The sequence below is a fragment of the Polaromonas sp. genome (assembly GCF_016185115.1).
Taxonomy (GTDB): Bacteria; Pseudomonadota; Gammaproteobacteria; order Burkholderiales; family Burkholderiaceae_C; genus Polaromonas.
Genome location: NZ_JACPOF010000015.1, coordinates 587,707 through 609,161, shown reverse-complemented (window position 1 = coordinate 609,161; position 21,455 = coordinate 587,707). Strand labels below are relative to the sequence as shown.

Sequence of the window (21,455 nt, the reverse complement as noted above, 5' to 3'; positions counted from 1 at the left end):
GTTTTGGGGTTTGAAGCTATGATCAAAAGCATGCCCACTTCTGCCCTAGCCGCCGCCGTCGCTGCATCAGCCAACCCCACCAATGCCATCGTCGAGGCCCTGACGAAAGCCATCGTCGAGCACCGTTTGCACCCCGGCACCAAGCTGGCCGAACAAAAACTCGCGGATCACTTTGGCGTCTCGCGCACGCTGGTACGTCAGGCCTTGTTCCAGCTCTCGCAAAACCGCCTGATCCGCCTTGAGCCCGCACGCGGCGCCTTCGTGGCCTCGCCCTCTGTGATGGAGGCGCGCCAGGTGTTTGCCGTCAGGCGCATGCTTGAAGCTGAAATGACGCGCGCTTTTGTGCGCGAGGTCACGCCCGCCAAGATCAAGGCGCTGAAAGAACATGTCGCCAAAGAGAAGGCCGCCGTGGCACGCGCAGACGCGGCCAGCCGCACGGAGCTGCTCGGCGACTTTCATGTGCGCATGGCCGAACTCATGGGCAATGAAGTTCTGGCGCAACTTCTGGGCGAGCTGATCTCGCGCTGTGCGCTGATCACATTGATGTACCAGACGGCCACTGCTGCCGAGTACTCCAGCGATGAGCATTCCGGCATCATCCGCGCCCTTGCCGCAAGGGACGAATCACTGGCTGTGCAGCTGATGACGGAGCACCTGCTCAACGTAGAGAAAAACCTGGCCTTTGACCGCAAGGTTCCCAGCAACGATTTGTCCATGGCGCTGTCATGAGCACATTTTCCGCCGGGCCGCCCCAAGGAAAATCGCCCCAGCCGAGGGGCAGCGAAGTACGCGATGCGACGAGCGTGGGGGCCACTTACCCCAGAGACCTGGCAGGCTACGGCAGGAATGTTCCGCACGCACAGTGGCCGGGCAAGGCGCGCATCGCAGTCCAGTTTGTACTGAACTACGAAGAAGGCGGCGAGAACTCCGTGCTGCATGGCGATGCAGGCTCCGAGCAGTTTCTCTCGGAGATGTTCAACCCGCCGGCATTTGCGGACCGGCACCTGAGCATGGAAAGCATCTACGAATACGGCTCACGCGCCGGCGTCTGGCGCATCCTGCGCGAGTTTGAAAAACGCAAACTGCCGCTGACTGTTTTTGGTGTCGGCATGGCGTTGCAACGCCAGCCCGATGTGACGGCCGCGTTTGTCGAACTCGGCCACGAAATCGCCTGCCATGGCTGGCGCTGGATCAACTACCAGCAGACTGACGAAGCGACCGAGCGTGAACACATGCGTTTGGGGCTGGACGCCATTGAAAAGCTCACCGGCAACCGGCCGCTGGGCTGGTACACAGGCCGGGACAGCCCGAACACCCGCAGGCTGGTGGCCGATGACGGTGCGCTGGTGTACGACAGCGACTATTACGGCGACGACCTCCCTTTCTGGATGGACGTCACACGAAGCGACGGCGTCGTCGTGCCGCGCCTGGTGGTGCCTTATGCGATGGACACCAACGACATGCGCTTCTCATTGCCTCAAGGCTTCTCGCAGGGCGAAGACTTTTTTACATACCTGCGCGACAGCTTCGATGCGCTGTATGCAGAAGGTTCCCCCGATGGCGACGACCGGCCAAAGATGCTCAGCATAGGCATGCACTGCCGCCTGCTCGGAAGGCCGGGCCGCATCGTCGCACTGCAGCGCTTTCTCGACCACATCGAAAAGCATGCGCACGTGTGGGTCTGCAGGCGTATCGAGATCGCCCGGCACTGGGAGAAAACCCACCCTCACACGGCAAGTGGAGAAGGCCAGGCATGACACTCACGCTTGAACAACTGAACCAGGCCTCACCGGCCGAAGCCGCTCTGCTGCTCGACGGCCTGTATGAGCATTCACCCTGGATCGCAGAAAGGGCACTCACCAGCCGCCCCTTCAAATCGCTTGCACACCTGAAGCATGAAATGGTGCGGGTCGTCGAGGGTGCAGGCCGCGCTGCTCAGGTCGCACTCATCAAGGCCCACCCTGAACTGGCGGGCAAGGCGATGGCCGACAACAGCCTCACGGCCGAGTCAACACATGAGCAAAAAACCGCGGGTCTGACGCAGTGCATGCCCGACGAACTTGCACACATACAGAAGCTCAATGGCGACTACAACGCGAAATTCGGCTTTCCCTTTGTGCTGGCGGTGCGGGGCACGCGCGGCGCCGGCCTGACCAAGCAGCAGATCATGGCCACGTTTGAGCGCCGGCTGAACAACCACCCTGACTTTGAACTGGGTGAATGCCTGCGCAACATCAACCGCATTGTTGAACTGCGGCTCAATGACAAGTTTGGTGTCAATCCTGTCACTGGCAACGAGGTATGGGACTGGCATGAGCAGCTCGCGCAATACAGCGACCCGGGCTACCTGGAAAAAGGCCAGCTCACGGTGACCTACCTGACGGATGCCCACCGCGCCTGCGCCGATTTCATTTCCCGCACCATGAAGGCATGCGGGTTTGACGATGTGGGCGTTGACGCCGTGGGCAATGTCGTCGGTGTGTACAGGGCAGCAAAACCCAACGCCAAAACCCTGCTCACCGGCAGCCATTACGACACGGTGCGCAACGGCGGCAAGTACGACGGCCGGCTCGGTATCTTCACACCCATGGCCTGCGTACAGGAACTGCATCGCCAGGGCAAGCGACTGCCTTTCAATATTGAAGTCGTGGGCTTTGCCGAAGAAGAAGGCCAGCGCTACAAGGCGACTTTCCTCGGCTCCGGTGCGCTGGTGGGTGATTTCAAACCCGGGTGGCTGGAGCAGAAGGACGCAGACGGCATCACCATGCGCGAGGCCATGGCTCACGCAGGGCTTGATCCTGCGGACATCCCCGGCATCAAACGCCAGCCTGACCACTACCTGGGTTTTGTAGAGGTACACATCGAGCAGGGCCCCGTTCTGAACGAGATGGACCTGCCTCTGGGCATCGTGACCTCCATCAATGGCAGCGTGCGTTATCTCTGCGAGATCACGGGCGTGGCCAGCCATGCGGGAACCACACCGATGAACCGCCGCCGGGACGCAGCCAGCGCTGCAGCGGAACTCGCGCTTTACATTGAAAAACGCGCCGCTCAGGATGCCGACTCGGTGGCCACCATGGGCATGCTCCAGGTGCCCAACGGGTCCATCAACGTCGTGCCGGGCCGCTGCCTGTTTTCACTCGACATGCGCGCGCCTGTCGACGTGCAGCGCGATGCCATGGCGGCCGACGTGCTCGATGAACTGAAAGCCATCTGCGAAAGGCGCGGCGTCCAGTACAGCCTTGAACTCACCGAAAAGGCCGCTGCAGCACCCAGCAACCCGGCCTGGCAGGCCCGCTGGGAAGCTGCAGTGCAGTCTCTCGGCCTGCCCCTCTTTGCCATGCCCAGCGGCGCCGGCCACGACGCCATGAAGATCCACAAGATCATGCCGCAGGCCATGCTTTTTGTACGCGGCCAAAACTCCGGCATCAGCCACAACCCCCTTGAAAGCACGACCAGCGACGACATGCAGCTCGCGGTTGAGGCCTTCCAGTTTTTACTCGGCAGCCTTGCCAGAGACGTTCAATGAGCCCCTCTTCCGATTACGACAGACTCGACAGCTGGATAGACGCACACTTCGACGAGGAAGTCCGCTTTCTGCAGCAACTCGTCCAGGTGCCGACAGACACACCGCCCGGCAACAACGCACCGCATGCAGACCGCACCGCAGAGCTGCTGGCGAGTTTTGGCTTCCATGCTGAAAAACATCCAGTTCCACAGGCTGAGGTCGAAGCCTACGGCATGGAGTCCATTACGAACCTGATCGTCAGGCGGCCATATGCAGCAGGCGGCAGAACCATTGCGCTCAACGCGCATGGCGACGTGGTTCCGCCCGGTGAAGGGTGGATGCATGATCCGTACGGCGGCGAAATCGTCGACGGCAAGCTCTATGGCAGGGCCTCTGCAGTGAGCAAGTCCGATTTCGCGAGTTTCACGTTTGCGGTGCGTGCCCTTGAAGCCCTGGCTGCACCATTGAAAGGATCTGTCGAGCTTCACTTCACCTATGACGAAGAGTTCGGTGGCGAAATGGGCCCGGGGTGGCTGCTGAAGAAAGGTCTGACCAAACCCGACCTGATGATTGCGGCCGGCTTTTCATATGAAGTGGTGACCGCCCACAACGGCTGCCTGCAAATGGAAGTGACGGTTCACGGCAAGATGGCGCATGCGGCCATCCCCGAAAGTGGCGTCGACGCACTGCAGGGCGCAGTGCACATCCTGAACGCGCTGTATGCACAAAATACGCTTTACAAAAAGGTGACTTCGACGGTCGCGGGCATCACCCACCCTTACCTCAACGTTGGGCGCATTGAAGGCGGCACCAACACCAACGTGGTCCCCGGCAAGGTGAGTTTCAAGCTGGACCGCCGCATGATTCCCGAAGAAAAACCGGCCGAGGTCGAGGCCAGCATTCGCCAGGTCATCGCTGCGGCCGCTGGTGCGTGCCCCGGTATATCGGTCGACATCAAACGCCTGCTGCTGGCCAACTCCATGCGGCCTCTTGAGGGCAACAAACCCCTGGTGGATGCCATCCAGAAGCATGGCGAAACCCTGTTCGGCACCCGGATTCCAGCCATGGGCACGCCCCTGTACACCGACGTTCGGCTGTATGCCGAAGCCGGTATCCCGGGTGTGATTTATGGTGCCGGCCCACGAACCGTGCTTGAGTCCCATGCCAAACGCGCTGACGAGCGGCTTGAGCTTGAAGATCTCAGGCGCGCCACAAAAGTCATTGCACGCACCCTGAGGGACCTGCTTTCATGAAGGCTGGGCCGGGTAGCTCTGGACATCATTTTTCAGGGGTATTCACGGAGTCAAAAGACCTTTGCAAAAAGCTGACTTCGCTCAAAATAGGATGGCACACATCGTTTCCCGCTAGATGAGCGCCGCCAATCGCAATTCTTCCGCATCTTTGGCACGTTTTGGCACTGTTATTGCTTTGTACAACCGTCCCTTTTTGGGGTTTCTTCAACGTTCGCTTCTCTTCCAGAGAGTTCCTATGACCAATACCTCCGCATCCCCTTTTTCGATGCTGCCGCTGGCTGCAAAACTGGCTGGCGCTTTCATCGCTGCCGCCGCCTTCAGCACGGCACATGCACAGAACACACCGATCAAGTTCCAGCTTGACTGGCGCTTTGAAGGCCCTGCCGCCCTGTTCCTGACCCCTGTAGCCAAAGGCTACTTCAAGGACAACAAGCTCGATGTCACGGTCGATGCAGGCAATGGCTCCGGCGGCGCAGTCACCCGCGTCGCATCCGGCACCTACGACATGGGCTTTGCCGACCTCGCAGCCCTGATGGAGTTTCACGCCAACAACCCCGACGCGCCCAACAAGCCCGTCGCCGTCATGATGGTCTACAACAACACGCCGGCGTCCGTCATGGCGCTCAAAAAATCCGGCATCACCAAGCCTTCGGATCTGAACGGCAAGAAGATGGGCGCCCCGGTCTTTGACGCAGGCCGCCGCGCCTTCCCCGTCTTTGCAAAGGCCAACAAGATCACAGGCTTCACCTGGACCGCCATGGACCCCCCACTGCGCGAGACCATGCTGGCCCGCGGTGACATCGACGCCATCACCGGCTTTACCTTCACCTCGCTCCTGAACCTCGAGGCCCGGGGCGTCAAGGCCGAAGACGTCGTCGTGCTGCCTTATGCCGACTACGGTGTGAAGCACTACGGCAACGCCGTCATCGTCTCGCCCAAGCTCATCAGGGAGAACCCCGCCGCCGTCAAGGCCTTCCTGCTCGCCTTCACCAAGGGCGTCAAGGATGTGGTGACCGACCCGGCCGCCACGATTGCCTATGTCAAGGAGCGTGACGGCATCATCAATGTGCCGCTGGAAACCCGCCGCCTGAAACTGGCCATCGACACCGTCATCAACAGCCCGGACGCACGTTCCGAAGGGTTCGGCCAGGTCAAGGGTCCACGCCTGTCGCTGATGGCTTCTGAAGTGTCCGACGCCTTCAACACCAAGACCCGCGTCAACCCGGAAGCAGTGTGGAACGGCAGCTTCCTGCCCACCGCCGCCCAGCTCAACGTGCTGCCGAAAAAATAAGCAGACGGTCGCAACTTCTTTTAGTCTTCAGGCCCGACCTTCATGACACTCCAGACTGACGCCGCACCGCTATTCGTCGACTTCTCCGACGTCTGGCTGGCTTACAACGAAGAGCTGCTCGCGCAGCAGAAATTTGCGGTCGAAGCGATTGACATGAAGGTCAGGCAGGGCGAGTTCATCGCCATCGTCGGGCCCTCGGGCTGCGGCAAGTCCACCTTCATGAAGCTGGCCACCGGGCTGAAGATGCCGTCAAAGGGCAACATCATCATCGACGGCAGGCATGTCACCGGCCCGCTCAAGGTCTCCGGCATGGCGTTTCAGGCCCCGTCGTTGCTGCCCTGGCGCACCACGCTTGACAACGTGCTGCTGCCGCTTGAGATCGTCGAGCCCTTTCGCAGCAGCTTCCGGGACAAGAAAAAAGAGTATGAAGAGCGTGCCAAAAAGCTGCTGCAAAGCGTTGGCCTGGGCGGATATGAAGACAAGTTTCCATGGCAGCTCTCAGGCGGCATGCAACAGCGCGCCAGCATCTGCCGGGCACTGATTCATGAGCCCAAGATGCTGCTTCTCGATGAGCCCTTCGGTGCGCTCGATGCGTTTACCCGTGAAGAGCTCTGGTGCATATTGCGCGACCTCTGGACCGTGCAGAAATTCAACGTCATCCTGGTGACGCACGATTTGCGCGAGTCGGTCTTCCTGGCCGATACGGTTTATGTGATGAGCAAGAGCCCAGGCCGCTTTGTGATCAAGCGCGAGATCGAGCTGCCCCGCCCGCGTGAGCTGGAAGTGACCTACACCAAGGAATTCAGCGACATCGTGCACGAGCTGCGCGGCCACATAGGCGCCATACGTCAGACCAGCCAGGCCACTGCGGTTACGGCCTGACTCCACCACCCACCCCTCACATGTCAAAAAAACAACTCGAACGCTGGGCGCCCTGGGTGTTGCTGGTCGCTGTCATAGCCATCTGGCAGTTCATCTGTGCGGCCTTTGACGTCTCTGAATTCATCTTCCCAAGCCCCTGGCGCATTGCCACCCAGACCTGGGAGTTCAAGTGGGTCATCCTGGGCCATGCCTGGCGCACCTACTGGGTGACCATGGCCGGCTTTGGCATTGCCATTGTGGTGGGCGTGCTGCTGGGCTTTGTGGTCGGTTCGTCCCGCCTGGCCTATGCGGCAGTCTATCCACTGATGACGGCTTTTAATGCCCTGCCCAAGGCAGCGTTTGTGCCCATCCTGGTGGTCTGGTTCGGTATCGGTATTGGCCCGGCCATCCTGACGGCTTTCCTGATCTCGTTCTTTCCCATCATGGTGAACATTGCGACCGGGCTGGCAACGCTTGAGCCTGAGCTGGAAGACGTGCTGCGGGTGCTGGGCGCCAAGCGCTGGGATGTGCTGATCAAGGTGGGACTGCCGCGCTCCATGCCTTACTTTTATGGTTCGCTGAAGGTGGCCATCACACTGGCCTTCGTGGGCACCACGGTGTCCGAGATGACCGCGGCCAATGAAGGCATTGGCTACCTGCTGATCTCTGCCGGTTCTGCGATGCAGATGGGCCTGGCCTTCAGCGGCCTGGTGGTCGTGGGCGCCATGGCCATGGTGATGTATGAGCTGTTCAGTTACATCGAGAAGCACACCACGCAATGGGCGCACCGCAGCACAAACAACGAATAATCTGCAACTTGCGCATGCAGATAATAAAGGCGGCCCTCAAGGCCGCTTTTTTATATGTGAGTGCATAGGCCGCGTCATGATGGCCGGGGCGAGCGTGGCGCAGCAGGGGTTCTGGAAGAATTGAACAAAGGCGCGTGCCGCTTAAACTCGACGCATGCCCTGGCACGCCCAACTTGACCTTGACTACAGCCTTGAAGACGGGCGTTGTGTGGCACGCCACACGCACACCGGCCCGCTTCGAATTCTGCAAAGCCTTTACCCCGAAGGCGATGGCATCTGCCACAACGTGCTGGTGCACCCGCCTGGCGGCCTGGTAGGAGGCGACACACTTGATATCGCAATCAGGGCAGGTGAAGGTTCGCACGGGCTGATCACCACGCCTGGGGCAACACGTTTTTACAGATCGGAAGGCGAGCCTGCGCTTCAGCGCACTTCCATCACCGTCAACGCCGGTGCACGCCTGGAATGGTTGCCGCTTGAAGCCCTCTGTTACAGCGGATGCCTGGCAGAAAACCAGCTGCGCATGAATCTGGCACCTGGTGCGGAACTGCTCGGGTGGGATGTCACCGCACTGGGCCTGCCAGCAGCCGGTAAACCATTTCAAGGTGGAAGCTTCTGCCAGCACATTGAAGTGCCAGGCCTCTGGCTGGAGCGCGCGACCATCAAGGCTGCAGATGGGCTGCTGATGAACGGGCCGCTCGGGCTGGCGGGTCACCGCTGTATAGCCACCCTGTTTTTTATTGCGGGCACGAAACTGGACAAGCAGCGTCGCCAATCGGCGCTGGACATTGCAAGAGGCGTCATCGAGGCACACTCTCTCTGCGCAACTGCAGGTGCCACCAGCCCCGACGGGCAGGTGGTGCTGGTGCGGGTGCTGGCACCTGTAGTGGAGCCTGCCATGGCCTTGCTTCGCCAGGTGTGGCTGGCATGGCGCAGCCACCTCTGGGGCTTGCCATCGTCGAGCCCGCGCATCTGGTCAACCTGAAGCTTAAAAGCCCGCCCTCAGCATATTCCTACACACATACGGGCGCACAGGCGCACTCGCCCGTCTCCTTGGCTGTCATGACGCAAAAGGCCTGCGCCATACAGTTCATTCACAGGTCCACAAGGACGAACCCCAAGGAGTCAACATGAACGCACCCCAATTCAAGCTCAACACGCTGGTCAAAGGCATCGCAGGTTTTGTTTTCACTGCCGTGATGGCCATGACGGCAGCCACCGCACAGGTCGCATCAGGCACCACCGGCATTGATGCAACGGGCAATGCCCAAAGCGAAGCGGCCGCCTGCAACTCTGGCCGCACCCAGCAGGACCGCGAAACCTGCCTGCGTGAAGTACGCAATGCCAATGCAGACAAGCGTGCAGGCAAACTTGACAATGCTGGCGCCCAGTTCAATGCGAATGCGGTACAGCGCTGCAATGCACTTACAGGCGAAGACAAGGTCGCCTGTGAAGCGCGTATCGTGGGCTATGGCACCACGCAAGGCAGCGTTGCTGGCGGTGGCGTGATTCGTGAAGTCGAAACAGTGGTGTTGCCGGCAGATTCGACAAACGTTGTCATCAAACCGCAGACCAGTACGGATGCGATTATTGTGATTCCTGCGCCGCAGTAATCACCCACCTCTGCTTAAAACTCTGCTTGGGGGCGTGATGAACGCCACAGATGGAGCTATGCAGTAGGGCCGCCAGGACCATCCTGGCGGCTTTTTCCGTTCCCCCCTGTCCAGGCTCACTGCGTGTAGCCTGTTCTCCCCTACAGGGGACGGCGTCTGTGCCCCGGCAAAGCCGGTCGCACGACGCCCTTGCAAGTCGGGGAGCAGATTTAAATAGCTACCAGTTGGCGGACGCCGTTGGTTTCCATGTCCTTGCCCTGGCCGCGGGCGATGAATTCGCCCCGCTCCATGACGAGGTAATCGTCGGCCAGTTCCTGCGCGAAGTCGTAGTACTGTTCGACCAGCAGGATGGCCATGTCGCCACGGTCGGCGAGCATCCGGATCACGCGGCCTATGTCCTTGATGATGCTGGGCTGTATGCCTTCGGTCGGCTCATCAAGAATCAGCATTTTGGGTTTGGCTGCCAGCGCGCGGGCAATGGCGAGTTGCTGCTGCTGCCCGCCCGACAAATCACCACCGCGCCGATTCAGCATCTGCTTGAGCACCGGGAACAGCTCGTACAACTCTGCAGGTATCGGCGTACTGGCGCTTTTGTAGGCCAGACCCATGCGCAGGTTTTCTTCAACTGTCAATCGTGCAAATATCTCCCGGCCCTGCGGTACGAAACCTATACCAGCACGGGCGCGCTCGTAAGGGGTTGAAGCCTGGATCTGCTTGCCATCAAATTCGATGGTGCCGGTCTTGATGGGTACCAGGCCCATCAGCGATTTGAGCAAGGTTGTCTTGCCCACCCCGTTGCGGCCCAGCAGTACGGTGACCTTGCCCAGATGTGACTCCATGCTCACATCACGCAGGATGTGGGAGCCGCCGTAGTATTGATTGACGTTTTTGACGCTCAGCATGTGTTGCTCCTAACGTCCTAAATAGACTTCAATGACGCGCTCATCCGCTTGCACCTGGTCCAGCGTGCCTTGGGCGAGAACAGACCCATCACAAAGTACCGTCACGATTTCAGAAATCGTGCGGATAAAACTCATGTCGTGCTCAACCACCATCAGCGAATGTTTGCCCTTGAGCGTCAAAAAGAGTTCTGCTGTGCGTGCAGTTTCTTCATCCGTCATGCCCGCTACAGGCTCGTCGAGCAAGAGCAGTTTCGGGTCCTGCATCAGCAGCATGCCGATCTCCAGCCACTGCTTTTGCCCATGGCTCAGGTTGCCTGCCATGCGGTTCACGCTGTCGGCCAGGTGAATCGTCACCAGTATTTCTGCAAGCCTGTCGCTCTGTGCGGAATCGAGTTTGAAGAACATGGACGACTTCACGCCCTTGTTGGTCTTCAGCGCCAGCTCCAGGTTTTCAAATACCGTCAGGTGCTCGAACACCGTGGGCTTCTGGAACTTGCGGCCAATACCCAGCTGTGCGATCTCGGCTTCCTTGTGGCGCAGCAGGTCAATCGTGCTGCCGAAAAACACCGTGCCTTCATCGGGCCGCGTTTTGCCGGTGATGATGTCCATCATGGTGGTTTTGCCAGCGCCATTGGGGCCGATGATGCAGCGCAACTCGCCGGGTGCGATGTCGAGTGACAGCTTGTTGATGGCCTTGAAGCCATCGAAGCTGACGCTCACATCTTCAAGATACAGGATACGGCCATGGGTAACGTCCACCTCACCCGGTGTGGCGACACGGCTGTTGCTAGCACTTCGGCCGCCAGATTCGGTGTTGCTCTTCGCCGCTTCAATCGCAGCGAACCGCTCCTGGATTCTTTGAGCGCCCTGCTCTAGCAGATCGGGGGTCATTCCGCTCCTCCCTTGCGCAGCTTCTTCACCAGCCCGACCACCCCGTTGGGCAGGAAGAGCGTCACACAGATGAACAGCGCGCCGAGAAAGTAAAGCCAGAACTCGGGGTAGGCCACGGTCAGCCAGCTTTTGGCACCGTTGACGATGAAGGCGCCGACGATGGGGCCTATCAGGCTGGCGCGCCCGCCAACGGCTGCCCAGATGGCAATTTCAATTGAGTTGGCCGGGCTCATTTCACCCGGGTTGATGATGCCGACCTGTGGCACGTAGAGGGCACCCGCAACACCACACATCACGGCAGAAATCACCCAGATGGTCAGCTTGTAGCCCAGCGGGTTATAGCCCGAGAACATCACCCGCGTTTCTGCGTCACGGATGGCCTGCAGCACGCGGCCAAACTTGCTGCCGACCAGCCATTTGGCGAAAAGAAAGAAGCCCAGCAGTGTCAGCCCCGTCATGACAAACAGCGTCATGCGCATATTGGGTGTGGCCAGTGGAATGTTCAGAATGCGCTTGAAATCCGTAAAGCCGTTGTTGCCGCCAAAGCCGGTTTCATTGCGGAAGAACAGCAGCATGGCTGCAAAGGTCATGGCTTGCGTGATGATGGAAAAATACACACCCTTGATGCGTGAGCGGAACGCAAAGTAGCCAAACACAAAGGCGACGACACCGGGCACCAGCACGATCAAAAACAGCGTGGCGATAAAGCTGTCGCTAAAGGTCCAGTGCCATGGCAATGTCTTCCAGTCGAGAAAGACCATGAAATCCGGCAGGTCGCTTTTGTAATTGCCGTCACGACCGATCTGTCGCATCAGATACATGCCCATTACATAACCGCCCAAGGCGAAGAACACACCGTGGCCCAGCGACAGGATGCCGGTATAGCCCCAGATCAGGTCCATCGCCAGGGCACAGATCGCGTAGCACATGATCTTGCCGAGCAGTGCCACCGCATAGGTGCTCATGTGGAACATGCTGGTTTCGGGCACCCAGAGGTTCAGCACCGGGGCCAGCGCGCAGACCACGATGAGCGCCACCATAAAGGCGGTCCATCCAGTGCGCGTCAGCAGCGGGCCTTTGGAAGGCAGCACAACAGAAACAGGTGTAGGCACAGGCACGGTACTCATGATGTAAGGCCAAGGCAAGTGCAGGCGTGGAACCGGCTTTGCCGGGCCACAGACTGCGCCCCCTTGAGGGGGAGGCACCACAGGCGCTTCGGGGGGGAGCTCATCTTTTTCATGCTTCTGCGCTCCGGCCCTTCATCGCAAAGATACCTTGTGGCCGCTTCTGGATGAAGATGATGATGAACACCAGCACTGCGATCTTGGCCAGCACAGCGCCCGTCCAGCCTTCGAGGAATTTATTCAGGATGCCCAGCCCCATGGCCGCATACACGGTGCCTGCCAGCTGGCCCACGCCGCCCAATACAACCACCATGAAGGCATCAACGATGTAGCTTTGGCCTAGGTCAGGGCCCACATTGCCCACCTGACTCAGCGCACAACCTGCCAGGCCCGCGATGCCTGAACCCAGGGCAAATGCGTAGGTGTCGATACGTGCCGTGTTTACACCCATGCAGGACGCAATCGGCCGGTTCTGCGTGACGCCGCGCACAAAGAGGCCCAGGCGTGTCTTGCTGATCAGCCAGGCCATGCCCAGCAACACCGCAATCGCAAAACCGATGATGACGAGCCGGTTGTAGGGCAATGACAGATTGCCCAGTACCTGTACACCGCCGCTCATCCAGACCGGGTTTTCAACACCGACGTTCTGCGCGCCGAAGATGGAGCGCACCAGCTGCTGCAGCATCAGGCTGATACCCCAGGTGGCGAGCAGGGTTTCAAGCGGCCTTCCATAAAGAAACCGGATCACGCTGCGCTCGAGGGCCGCACCCATCAGCGCTGATGCCATGAAGGCCACCGGCACCGCCGCCAGCAGGTACCAGTCAAACGCATTCGGCAAATACTTCTGGAACAGCCCCTGCACCACATAGGTGGCGTAGGCGCCAATCATCATCAGCTCGCCATGCGCCATATTGATGACGCCCATCAGGCCGTAGGTAATCGCCAGCCCCAAAGCGACCAGCAGCAGGATGCTGCCCAGGCTGATGCCGCTGAAAATCGCGCCCAGACGGTTGCCCCATTCCAGCGAAGCTTCAACTTTTGCCAGGGCTGCCTGAAGTGCCACCTTCACATCGGCATCAGTTTCCTTGCCGATGCGCTCCAGCAGCACGGTCTTGGTCGCGGGGTTCTTGCTGCCTGCGAGTTGTGCGGCAGCTTCAAGCCGTTTGGCACGGTCAGTGCTGCCCAGAAAGATGGCAGCGCGCACCAGTTCAAGCTGACTCTTCAGTGCAGGCACGGTCTCTGCGGCGTAGGCTTTTTCAATCAGCGGCAGGCGCGCTTCATCATTTTCTTCAGACAGCGTCCTGATCGCATCGCGCCGTACTTTTTCGTCCTTGCTGAAGAGCTTGAGCGCAGCCAGTGCGTTGTCCAGCTCGCTGCGCATCAGGTTCGGGTTGATCACGTCTTCGGCATCAGCCGGCAGCGGTGTTTCTGCACCAGTCACCGGGTCGAAGGCCTTGTCGTCCTTCACAACAAAGACTTTTTCGCCCTTGGTCTTGACGGCATCGTCAGACAACGCCTGGATAAAGGCGGCGGTCTTGTCGTCGGCGCTTGCAGCAGCCTTGTTCAGCGCCGCGACACGCGCATCAGTCTCTCCAAAGGTCATGCCCTTGACCTCTTCAGGCGTCAGGGCATAGGCGTGGCCGACGATCAAAAGTGCGGCAAGAAGGAAAGTGTGTCGAAGCAGCATGTGGAAAGAACCTGTAGGTTGGGCAAGGCAGGCCGTGCCCAGACTGCAACTTCCTTGAATATGTCTGGGCGTTTCAGCAGTCGCAAGAAGCGCGCCGAAACTTACCCAAAAGTTGTTCAGAAAGCGTAGCGAGCAGCCCGAGGTGGGTTTTGCAGCGCGGAGCCGTACACCTGTACGGTGAGCACTGCAGAGCCCAGATCGGGTTGCGCAGTAGCTTTATGGATTACTTTTTGACGGGTTCATCTGGCTTCTTATCGTTCCCTTCAATGTATGGGCTCCATGGCTTGGCCTTCACGGGGCCAGGCGTCTTCCAGACCACATTGAACTGGCCGTCAGCCTTGATTTCGCCGATGAACACAGACTTGTGCAGATGATGGTTCTTCTCGTCCATCTTCGAGACGATGCCCGACGGTGCATTGAAGGTCTGGCCGGCCATGGCGGCGATGACCTTGTCGGTTTCGGTGGACTTGGCCTTCTCGACAGCCTGCTTCCACATGTTGATGCCGATGTAGGTGGCTTCCATCGGGTCGTTGGTCAAAGGCTTGTCAGAGCCGGGGAGCTTCTTGGCCTTGGCGTAGGCAGACCACTTCTTGATGAACTCGGTGTTGGCCGGGCTCTTGATCGACTGGAAGTAGTTCCAGGCAGCCAGGTGGCCGACCAGAGGCTTGGTGTCAACGCCGCGCAGTTCTTCTTCACCCACGGAGAACGCAACGACTGGCACGTCCTTGGCTTTCAGGCCGGCGTTGCCCAGTTCCTTGTAGAAAGGAACGTTGGAGTCACCGTTGATGGTCGAGACCACAGCCGTCTTGCCGCCCTGCGAGAACTTTTTGACGTCGGCAACAATGGTTTGATAGTCGCTGTGGCCGAAGGGGGTGTATTTTTCGTCGATGTCTTTATCGGCAACGCCCTTGCTCTTGAGGTAGGCGCGCAGGATCTTGTTGGTGGTGCGCGGGTACACATAGTCGGTGCCCAGCAGGACCCAGCGCTTGGCGCCGCCGCCGGCCTTGCTCATCAGGTAATCGACAGCAGGAATGGCCTGCTGGTTGGGTGCGGCACCCGTGTAGAACACGTTCTTGGACAGCTCTTCACCTTCGTACTGCACAGGGTAGAACAGCAGGCCGTTCATTTCTTCAACCACTGGCAACACGGACTTGCGGGACACAGACGTCCAGCAACCGAAAATCACGGAAACCTTGTCCTGGCCAAGCAGCTGTTTGGTTTTTTCAGCAAACAGGGGCCAGTTGGAAGCCGGGTCGACGACCACAGGCTCAAGCTTCTTGCCCAGCACGCCGCCCTTGGCATTGATCTCTTCGATCGCCATCAGCACGGTGTCTTTCAGCGTGGTTTCAGAAATGGCCATGGTGCCCGACAGGCTGTGCAGGATGCCAACCTTGATCGTGCCGCCAGCCTGTGCAAATGCGGCGGGTGCGGCGCCCAGGCCTGCCAGTGCGGCGGCTGCGGTGATGGCCTTGAGTGTTTGTCGACGTTGCATGTGTGCTTCTCCGGTAGGTAGTTGGGGTCGCTGCCCAAAAGCCTCCCGGCTATTGCTGGCAAGGCTTTGTGGCAACGATGGACCGATTCTGGGTACCGGGGAAGGATTGGGAAATACGCCGGGTGGCGTATGTAAGCGGGGGATTACAAAAGCCCTACCTCCGGGGAACGGCATTCAAGCTGGCACGCTTGCTCCAATCAGGCCTCGCAAGGAAGTCGTGCGCCGGGCACTGCACGCGCATGAATCCAGATTCGACAGCGTGTTGATATACAGCACCACAGAGATGATCGACATGCCGGACTATGGCGAGAACACAAAGTATTCGCTTTTTGAGCAGAAGGTGGCTATTACGAAGTGAGTGCGCGGTGGGGCAAAATTTATACATCGGAAACTGGGTGAATCTCGAAGGTTTAGTTAACTGATTGCGCTAGATTTGTGCGAAGAGCCTGAAAAATATGATCTGCCCCCCAAGCTTGAGCGGCGGTAAACGCTACTTGGCGCTCTTGGTCCGCGCTCAAAGGAAGCTCAGGTTTGTACGCGAGGTCATGCTCAGCTTCACTCCAGGCATGTTGAAACAAAGTTTTAATTTGGAGTTCAAAAAACTGAGGAAGCTTAGACCTATCTACCCCTTGGTCAAAAAGGTCTTCAGTTAAAGCCATAACATAATGCTGCCCGACGTAGCCGAACCGATTCGTCTCCTCTGGCACCAGCGCCTTAGTCTCAATGCTACGGAAGTAACGGAGGAGCGTCTTAGACACTACTTCCACATCATCAAGATAAAACACGATGATGCGTGCTCCAATTTGATCTTGTATCTGATCAAGTGGTGCTTCGTACTTCAATGAACCGTCCTTGAGTTTTTTTGCTTTTTTTAAAAACCGATCTGGATCTTTAGCCCGGACGCTAACTCGGTCAACTCTAGGTAGGTCAGCTAGGCTCTGAAGCAGCTCTCTTGACAACCGTTCTGCGATAGGTACTAACTGCGCTTTGTACCTACTTCTGTATTCTGCAATTAGATTTTCGTCGTTCATTTAAGCTTCTTTAAACGTTCGTCAACGATATGCCCCGTAGTCGTATAAGTAACCCTTCCTTGTTTTTTGGTTTCCTCAAAACATTGTTCGAATTGATCCACCGGCGCAGAAAGTACAGCCCCGTTATCCAGTTCAATCTGCTTATAAGAGACGTGCCGTGCAAACTCATCCCTGTCAAACTTAAATTTATCCGCCAATAAAACTGGATTAAGTACGCTAGCAATCGCGTCTTTAGTTGCTTTAGACATTTGAAAATGATCGCAAAAATCAGTGATGGTTATCGTGTTTTTTGGTAGGTTTGTTGCAAGCAAGGCCGCTGCAACAATTTCCCTCTTGATAATTGGATCCTGTGAAGATGCTGCGACCTTTTTAAGTGCTAGGGCAAGTCTCTTTGTTCCTGTGGCTGGAGTGGTGGTGAACTCCGACTTCAGGAAATCCACAATCCATTAGTCAGCAATGTCCTGCATTCCGTGATTGGTCTGTTTGTCAATTGCATGCCCCTTCCAAAGATCGTCGGGCTTTCCAGAAGACACGTAGGTCGCAGCCTTATATGAAAACGCACTCTTCAGAAACACTTGATCAACAAACTCTACAGTCAATTTTCCGCCGCCGTGTTTAGCGACTACGCCTTCGTCAGCCGGAAAGCGAGAAATAACAACTCTGGATTGCCCTGCATCGTCACCAATGCACACAAACAGAAGACCAATTCCAGAAGTGCCGGTAGTGGCCAACTGAAGTCGATCAGCTAACGGCATCGCAGCGGCAACACTGGGCTTCTTCAGTAGGGCGATCAACTCCGTCCTCACTGGATTCTTCTGATCAGTCGCGGTAAACATGACCGGAATTGAGCAATCGGTTTTGGCACCATCAAAAACACCAGTCAACATTTTTGAGAGCTTTCCGCCGTCAATGGGTACCTCGACGCCGGTCATCGGTTTTGCTACCGGCTTGTTTTTGAGCGGATAGGTCAGAAAACTATAAATGGTCGCGATTGGCATATAGAACCCTAGAGTTTGTTAGTGAATGTAACTCAAGCACTAAATAAACTCGCGGTCGCGATTGCACACCCATCAAGTCGCTTAAACCTTCACCATATCCGGCCTCAGGTACTCACGCAGCAGCACCCGCGCACGATGAATGCGGCTCTTCGCCGCTTCGCGGGTGTGTCCAGGCGCTGGGCGACTTCGGAGATGGTCAACTGCTCCATGTCGCGCAGCAAAATGACCTCTCGGTAGATCAGCGGCAGCGACTCCAGCCCGCGCACGATGTCCATGCGCAACTCGTCTTTCGGCATGCTGGCGAAATACGCTGCTTCATGCGCTTCGGTCAACGCCTCTGTGCCGCGCATCATTGCCAGCGCGGGCAGCATGCACATACGCGCCACCACACGGAAGATCCAGCTACCCAGTGCCGCTGCATCACGCACATTGCCGACACGGCGGTAGACGACGATGAGCGCCTCCTGCACCACGTCTTCTATCGCCGTGCCCCGGTGGCACTGGCGGCGGGCATAACGGCGTATGTCGGGCTGCAACTCGCGCAGCAACTGGTCGAGCGCAGCGGGCTCGCCAGCCTGCGCTGCCGCAAACACCAGGCGGTCGGGCATGCTCACCTGGGGCCGTCCGCCGGCTTGCGGCCAGCCACGGCGCAGGCCGGGCAGAAGCCAAACAGGCCCGTCAGTGCGGTGAATACGCCGCTACCTGCCAGCAGCAGGCCCAGCGGGGTGAAACCAACCTGCGTCAGGGCACAGGCAACGATGAGGGCCCCGGCGAGCAGGCGGAACCAGCCCTCTTTACGGCCCACGTTTTTGCGATAGAACATGTTTTCTCCTTGAATGCCATACAAAACGTGGCATTGAAGGGAAGGAGGGGCGATGGCTGCAAAAGGATTCAAAACAAAAGTTACTCGAGGCAGGATTCCACGCTTTGGATCGTTTCAGGGGGTTTCCGGGCCCTCTGCGGCATATGCGGGCCGACAAAGGACAACCCCAAGGCCTCGACGTTACTATCAAATCAATAGCTGCTTACGCGCGTATTTATTGGCTTGCAGCCGATTTAATGCCTGAAAATGGCCTGTTTTTGGCCTTTTCAGGCGATTCTGAAGTGAAAAAATAGCTCACATTCAGCATATGCCTCGGAATGCCTCGGCATATGCTGAATTACCCGCCCGTCGTCGTCATCCCAGCACGGCAAAGTCTATGAACCCGCGCTCGACGTTGGTGCCGACCAGCTGAACATGCACCTTGTCGCCCACCCTGAGCCCGTCAGGACCTGAAACCACCTTGCCTTCTGCCGGCGGCGCAAACACGCGCACCCAGACACCGTCGGGGTTGCTGCCAGTGACGATGGCGTCGTAGCGCTGGCCCACATGCGACTCCAGCAGCAACGCCGCCTCGGACTTGCGCATGTGACGCTCTACCTTCTGGGCGGCGTCCTCCTGCTGGGTGCAATGCAGCGCAAGGCTCGCCAGCTCGGCGCTGCTATAGGGCCGCGGCTTGCCAGCAAGGATGGCCTTGACCATGCGCTGGGTGATCAGGTCCGGGAAGCGGCGGTTGGGTGCGGTGGCGTGGGTGTAGTCACGCACGGCCAGGCCGAAGTGCCCGATGGGCAGGCCGCCGTGGGCCTCGACGACATACTCACCCCGGCCCATGAGCTTGACGATGATCAGCGACAGGTCGGGAAAACGCAGCGGGTCTGCCTTGCGGCGCTGGATCAGAAAAGCCTCAAGCGCCCTGGCGTCCGGCCCGGGCGGCAGCGTGACGCCATACTCGGCGGCCAGCGAGACGATGCGCAGCCAGCGCTCGGGTGAGCGCACCACGCGCCGCAGAGAGGCGCCGCCGCTTGCCGCCAGGAAACGCGCCGCGCAGCCGTTGGCGGCAATCATCACTTCTTCAATCAGCTGGCGCGCCCGGTTCTGCACCTGCTCCGTGATCGCCACAACCCGTTCGCCCTCAAACACGGCGCGCGGCTGAAAGCTCTGCAGCTCCAGCGAGCCCTGGGCATGCCGCAGCGCACGCAGCCGCTGGGCCAGCGCATCCTGCTCGCGCAACTGGACGTCGAGGCCGGCCACAGCCGCGGCCGCTTCGGGCAGCGGGCCCTCGCCCTCAATCCAGGCGCTGACGGCGTCATAGGCCAGCTTGGCCTTGTTGCGCACCTTTGCGCGGTAAAGCGTGGCGCTGGTCAGCGTGGTGTCGGCGGCAAACACCATTTCGGTGACCAGCGCGAGCCGGTCTTCGCCCTCATTGAGCGAGGTCAGGTCGCAGGACAGGCGTTCGGGCAGCATGGGAAATATGCGCGCCGAGGTATATACCGACGTGGTGTTGGTGCTGGCGTGGGCATCAATTGCACTGCCTTTTTTAACGATGGCGTCGACATCTGCAATGGCCACCAGCATGCGGATGGCGCCTTTGTCCCTGGCCTTGTGCAACACCTCGCAAACCGTGAGCTGGTCAAGGTCCAGCGAGTCGTCGTTATCGATGGAGCACCACAGCAAACCGGTGAGATCGGCGATCGCATCGGCAGTGTGCGCGCTGCCGGCAACATCGCCCTCCTCCTGCGCGCCGGTGGCCGGGCCGCGAATGGTGGCCAGTTGCCGCAAGGTAGCCGCCGGGAATTCGGGCTGCAGGCCGCGCTCGGCCATCACGTGTGTGGCAATGCGGACAAGGTCTGAGCGGTTATGGTGGTTGCGGCTGTTCATCGGTTCAATATACCGCGACGCGCAGCCGCGCCCGGAATACCGGTTCATCGGCGCAGCCCGTGAGCGCATGCTCAAAAGCAATCTGAAATACCGCTTCGTCATCGACATGGCGAGCTTGAACACGGCCACCTGAGCGTCTGGCACAGGCGTCATGGGTAAGCCTGTCGTACTTTCACACAGGGGCCGGGGACTGACAAATTAATTTTGTCAGTTCATCAAAAATATACGCTTCTGCCGGGCCGGGCAAAAGACCACAATAGCCCAGCGCCGCAGAAGCGCACGGGTACCCCAAAAACAGAAAGAACGAGACATGACACATTTGCACAAACGCCGGGCGGTGGTCGCCCTCCTGTCACTCACGGCCATGGGGCTGGCAACAGCCCAGTCCGGCGGCACCTACCCGAGCAAGCCGATACGGCTGGTCGTGCCTTTTGCGCCTGCAGGCCCTACCGACATTGCGGCGCGGCTGATCGCACGCAAGCTGTCCGAAACGCTGGGGCAGCCCGTGGTGATCGACAACAAACCCGGTGCGGGCGGAGCGGTGGGATCCGCCGAAGTGGCGCGTGCACCTGCTGACGGCTACACCCTGCTTTACGGCAGCAGCAGCACCTTGTCGGTCAACCCTGCGCTGTACCCCAAACTCGGCTACGACGCGGCAAAGGCCTTCGAGCCTGTGGGCCTGGTGGCACGCGGCCCGCAGATAGTCGTCATTCACGGCGCGCTGCCCATCAACAACCTCAGGGAGTTCGTCGAGTACGCAAAGAAAGCGCCCAACGGCCTTTCATATTCTTCTGCCGGCAATGGGTCCGTGGGCCACCTGTCTGCCGAGCTGCTGACCAACTCGCTGGGCATCAAGGCCACGCACATTCCCTACAAGGGCGGCGCACCGGCCATCAATGCGGTGGTCAGCGGTGAGACCCAGTTCACCATCGACGCGATAGGCACCACGTCGGCCTTTGTCAAGGCGGGCAGGCTCAAGGCGATTGCAGTCATCAGCGACAAGCGCACCGGCTTCATGCCCGAACTGCCGACCACCAAAGAGGCCGGGTTCACACCCATCACCGCCGATTTCTGGAGCGGCATCGTCGCGCCGGCAGGCACACCCCAGCCCATCATCGACAGGCTGAACCGCGAAATCGTCAAAGCACTCAAAGAGGCCGATGTGGAGGCTCAGCTCAAAAACCTCGGTGCAGAAGCGCAGGGCAGCTCGCCTGCAGAGTTCACGCGGCTGATTCAGGAAGAAAGCAAAAAATGGGCGGAGGTGGTGGTGAAATCCGGCGCCAAAGCGGACTGACAG

21 protein-coding genes are annotated in these 21,455 nt (G+C 58.9%); 10 read left to right on the top strand and 11 right to left on the bottom strand.

Annotated features, from left to right (window positions below):
- The first annotated feature begins 30 nt into the window (after nt 1–30).
- From HYX42_RS09365 to HYX42_RS09325, 9 genes are all read left to right on the top strand, one after another.
- On the top strand, nt 31–729 hold the full coding sequence (locus HYX42_RS09365) for a GntR family transcriptional regulator (RefSeq protein WP_293402144.1): 699 nt from the start codon (nt 31–33) through the stop codon (nt 727–729).
- A complete protein-coding gene (gene puuE, locus HYX42_RS09360; RefSeq protein WP_293402142.1) occupies nt 726–1,757 on the top strand; it encodes an allantoinase PuuE in 1,032 nt (343 codons plus the stop codon). The genes HYX42_RS09365 and puuE overlap by 4 nt, the downstream gene beginning before the upstream one ends.
- Entirely contained in the window at nt 1,754–3,529 is a 1,776-nt protein-coding gene (gene uraD / locus HYX42_RS09355; protein WP_293402140.1) for a 2-oxo-4-hydroxy-4-carboxy-5-ureidoimidazoline decarboxylase, read from the top strand. Before puuE ends, uraD begins: the two co-directional genes overlap by 4 nt.
- Nucleotides 3,526–4,761, top strand: coding sequence for an ArgE/DapE family deacylase (locus HYX42_RS09350; protein WP_293402138.1), 1,236 nt, complete (start codon nt 3,526–3,528; stop codon nt 4,759–4,761). Before uraD ends, HYX42_RS09350 begins: the two co-directional genes overlap by 4 nt.
- A gap of 265 nt (nt 4,762–5,026) precedes the next feature.
- Nucleotides 5,027–6,052 carry an ABC transporter substrate-binding protein gene (locus HYX42_RS09345; protein WP_293402463.1) on the top strand — a complete coding sequence of 342 codons (1,026 nt, stop codon included), beginning with the start codon at nt 5,027–5,029 and terminating at the stop codon, nt 6,050–6,052.
- Nucleotides 6,053–6,094: 42 nt separating this feature from the next.
- Nucleotides 6,095–6,934 carry an ABC transporter ATP-binding protein gene (locus HYX42_RS09340; protein WP_293402136.1) on the top strand — a complete coding sequence of 280 codons (840 nt, stop codon included), beginning with the start codon at nt 6,095–6,097 and terminating at the stop codon, nt 6,932–6,934.
- Between the two features lie 20 nt (nt 6,935–6,954).
- The gene (locus tag HYX42_RS09335; RefSeq protein ID WP_293402134.1) at nt 6,955–7,722 is read left to right on the top strand and encodes an ABC transporter permease; all 768 of its coding nucleotides are present in this window, start codon (nt 6,955–6,957) and stop codon (nt 7,720–7,722) included.
- A 154-nt stretch (nt 7,723–7,876) separates the two neighbouring features.
- Nucleotides 7,877–8,707 carry an urease accessory protein UreD gene (locus tag HYX42_RS09330; RefSeq protein WP_293402132.1) on the top strand — a complete coding sequence of 277 codons (831 nt, stop codon included), beginning with the start codon at nt 7,877–7,879 and terminating at the stop codon, nt 8,705–8,707.
- A gap of 145 nt (nt 8,708–8,852) precedes the next feature.
- The gene (locus HYX42_RS09325; RefSeq protein ID WP_293402130.1) at nt 8,853–9,335 is read left to right on the top strand and encodes a hypothetical protein; all 483 of its coding nucleotides are present in this window, start codon (nt 8,853–8,855) and stop codon (nt 9,333–9,335) included.
- 209 nt (nt 9,336–9,544) lie between these two features.
- Here the strand turns inward: HYX42_RS09325 and urtE are convergent, their stop codons facing one another.
- The 11 genes from urtE to HYX42_RS09270 all read right to left on the bottom strand — a co-directional run bounded on the left by urtE (nt 9,545) and on the right by HYX42_RS09270 (nt 20,311).
- Nucleotides 9,545–10,237, bottom strand: coding sequence for an urea ABC transporter ATP-binding subunit UrtE (urtE, locus tag HYX42_RS09320; protein ID WP_293402128.1), 693 nt, complete (start codon nt 10,235–10,237; stop codon nt 9,545–9,547).
- Nucleotides 10,238–10,246: 9 nt separating this feature from the next.
- On the bottom strand, nt 10,247–11,128 hold the full coding sequence (gene urtD / locus HYX42_RS09315; RefSeq protein WP_293402126.1) for an urea ABC transporter ATP-binding protein UrtD: 882 nt from the start codon (nt 11,126–11,128) through the stop codon (nt 10,247–10,249).
- Nucleotides 11,125–12,255 (bottom strand): urea ABC transporter permease subunit UrtC, encoded by a 1,131-nt coding sequence (urtC, locus tag HYX42_RS09310; RefSeq protein WP_293402124.1) that lies wholly within the window; start codon nt 12,253–12,255, stop codon nt 11,125–11,127. The genes urtD and urtC overlap by 4 nt, the downstream gene beginning before the upstream one ends.
- Nucleotides 12,256–12,364: 109 nt before the next feature.
- Complete coding sequence (gene urtB / locus HYX42_RS09305; RefSeq protein ID WP_293402122.1) at nt 12,365–13,939, bottom strand: urea ABC transporter permease subunit UrtB; 1,575 nt, start codon at nt 13,937–13,939, stop codon at nt 12,365–12,367.
- 223 nt (nt 13,940–14,162) lie between these two features.
- Nucleotides 14,163–15,431: an urea ABC transporter substrate-binding protein gene (urtA, locus tag HYX42_RS09300; RefSeq protein ID WP_293402120.1), complete on the bottom strand. Its 1,269-nt coding sequence runs from the start codon at nt 15,429–15,431 to the stop codon at nt 14,163–14,165.
- 410 nt (nt 15,432–15,841) lie between these two features.
- Nucleotides 15,842–16,462 carry a hypothetical protein gene (locus HYX42_RS09295; protein WP_293402118.1) on the bottom strand — a complete coding sequence of 207 codons (621 nt, stop codon included), beginning with the start codon at nt 16,460–16,462 and terminating at the stop codon, nt 15,842–15,844.
- A complete protein-coding gene (locus HYX42_RS09290; protein WP_293402116.1) occupies nt 16,459–16,902 on the bottom strand; it encodes a hypothetical protein in 444 nt (147 codons plus the stop codon). Before HYX42_RS09290 ends, HYX42_RS09295 begins: the two co-directional genes overlap by 4 nt.
- A gap of 6 nt (nt 16,903–16,908) precedes the next feature.
- Nucleotides 16,909–17,460: a hypothetical protein gene (locus tag HYX42_RS09285; RefSeq protein WP_293402114.1), complete on the bottom strand. Its 552-nt coding sequence runs from the start codon at nt 17,458–17,460 to the stop codon at nt 16,909–16,911.
- Nucleotides 17,461–17,564: 104 nt separating this feature from the next.
- Nucleotides 17,565–18,068 carry a sigma-70 family RNA polymerase sigma factor gene (locus tag HYX42_RS09280; RefSeq protein WP_293402461.1) on the bottom strand — a complete coding sequence of 168 codons (504 nt, stop codon included), beginning with the start codon at nt 18,066–18,068 and terminating at the stop codon, nt 17,565–17,567.
- Between the two features lie 2 nt (nt 18,069–18,070).
- Entirely contained in the window at nt 18,071–18,283 is a 213-nt protein-coding gene (locus HYX42_RS09275; RefSeq protein WP_293402112.1) for a DUF2892 domain-containing protein, read from the bottom strand.
- Nucleotides 18,284–18,637: 354 nt separating this feature from the next.
- On the bottom strand, nt 18,638–20,311 hold the full coding sequence (locus HYX42_RS09270; RefSeq protein ID WP_293402111.1) for an RNB domain-containing ribonuclease: 1,674 nt from the start codon (nt 20,309–20,311) through the stop codon (nt 18,638–18,640).
- Between the two features lie 157 nt (nt 20,312–20,468).
- On the opposite strand from HYX42_RS09270, the gene HYX42_RS09265 reads away from it, so the two are divergent.
- Nucleotides 20,469–21,452, top strand: a complete 984-nt coding sequence (locus tag HYX42_RS09265; RefSeq protein ID WP_293402110.1) for a tripartite tricarboxylate transporter substrate binding protein — start codon at nt 20,469–20,471, stop codon at nt 21,450–21,452.
- Nucleotides 21,453–21,455: the final 3 nt, after the last annotated feature.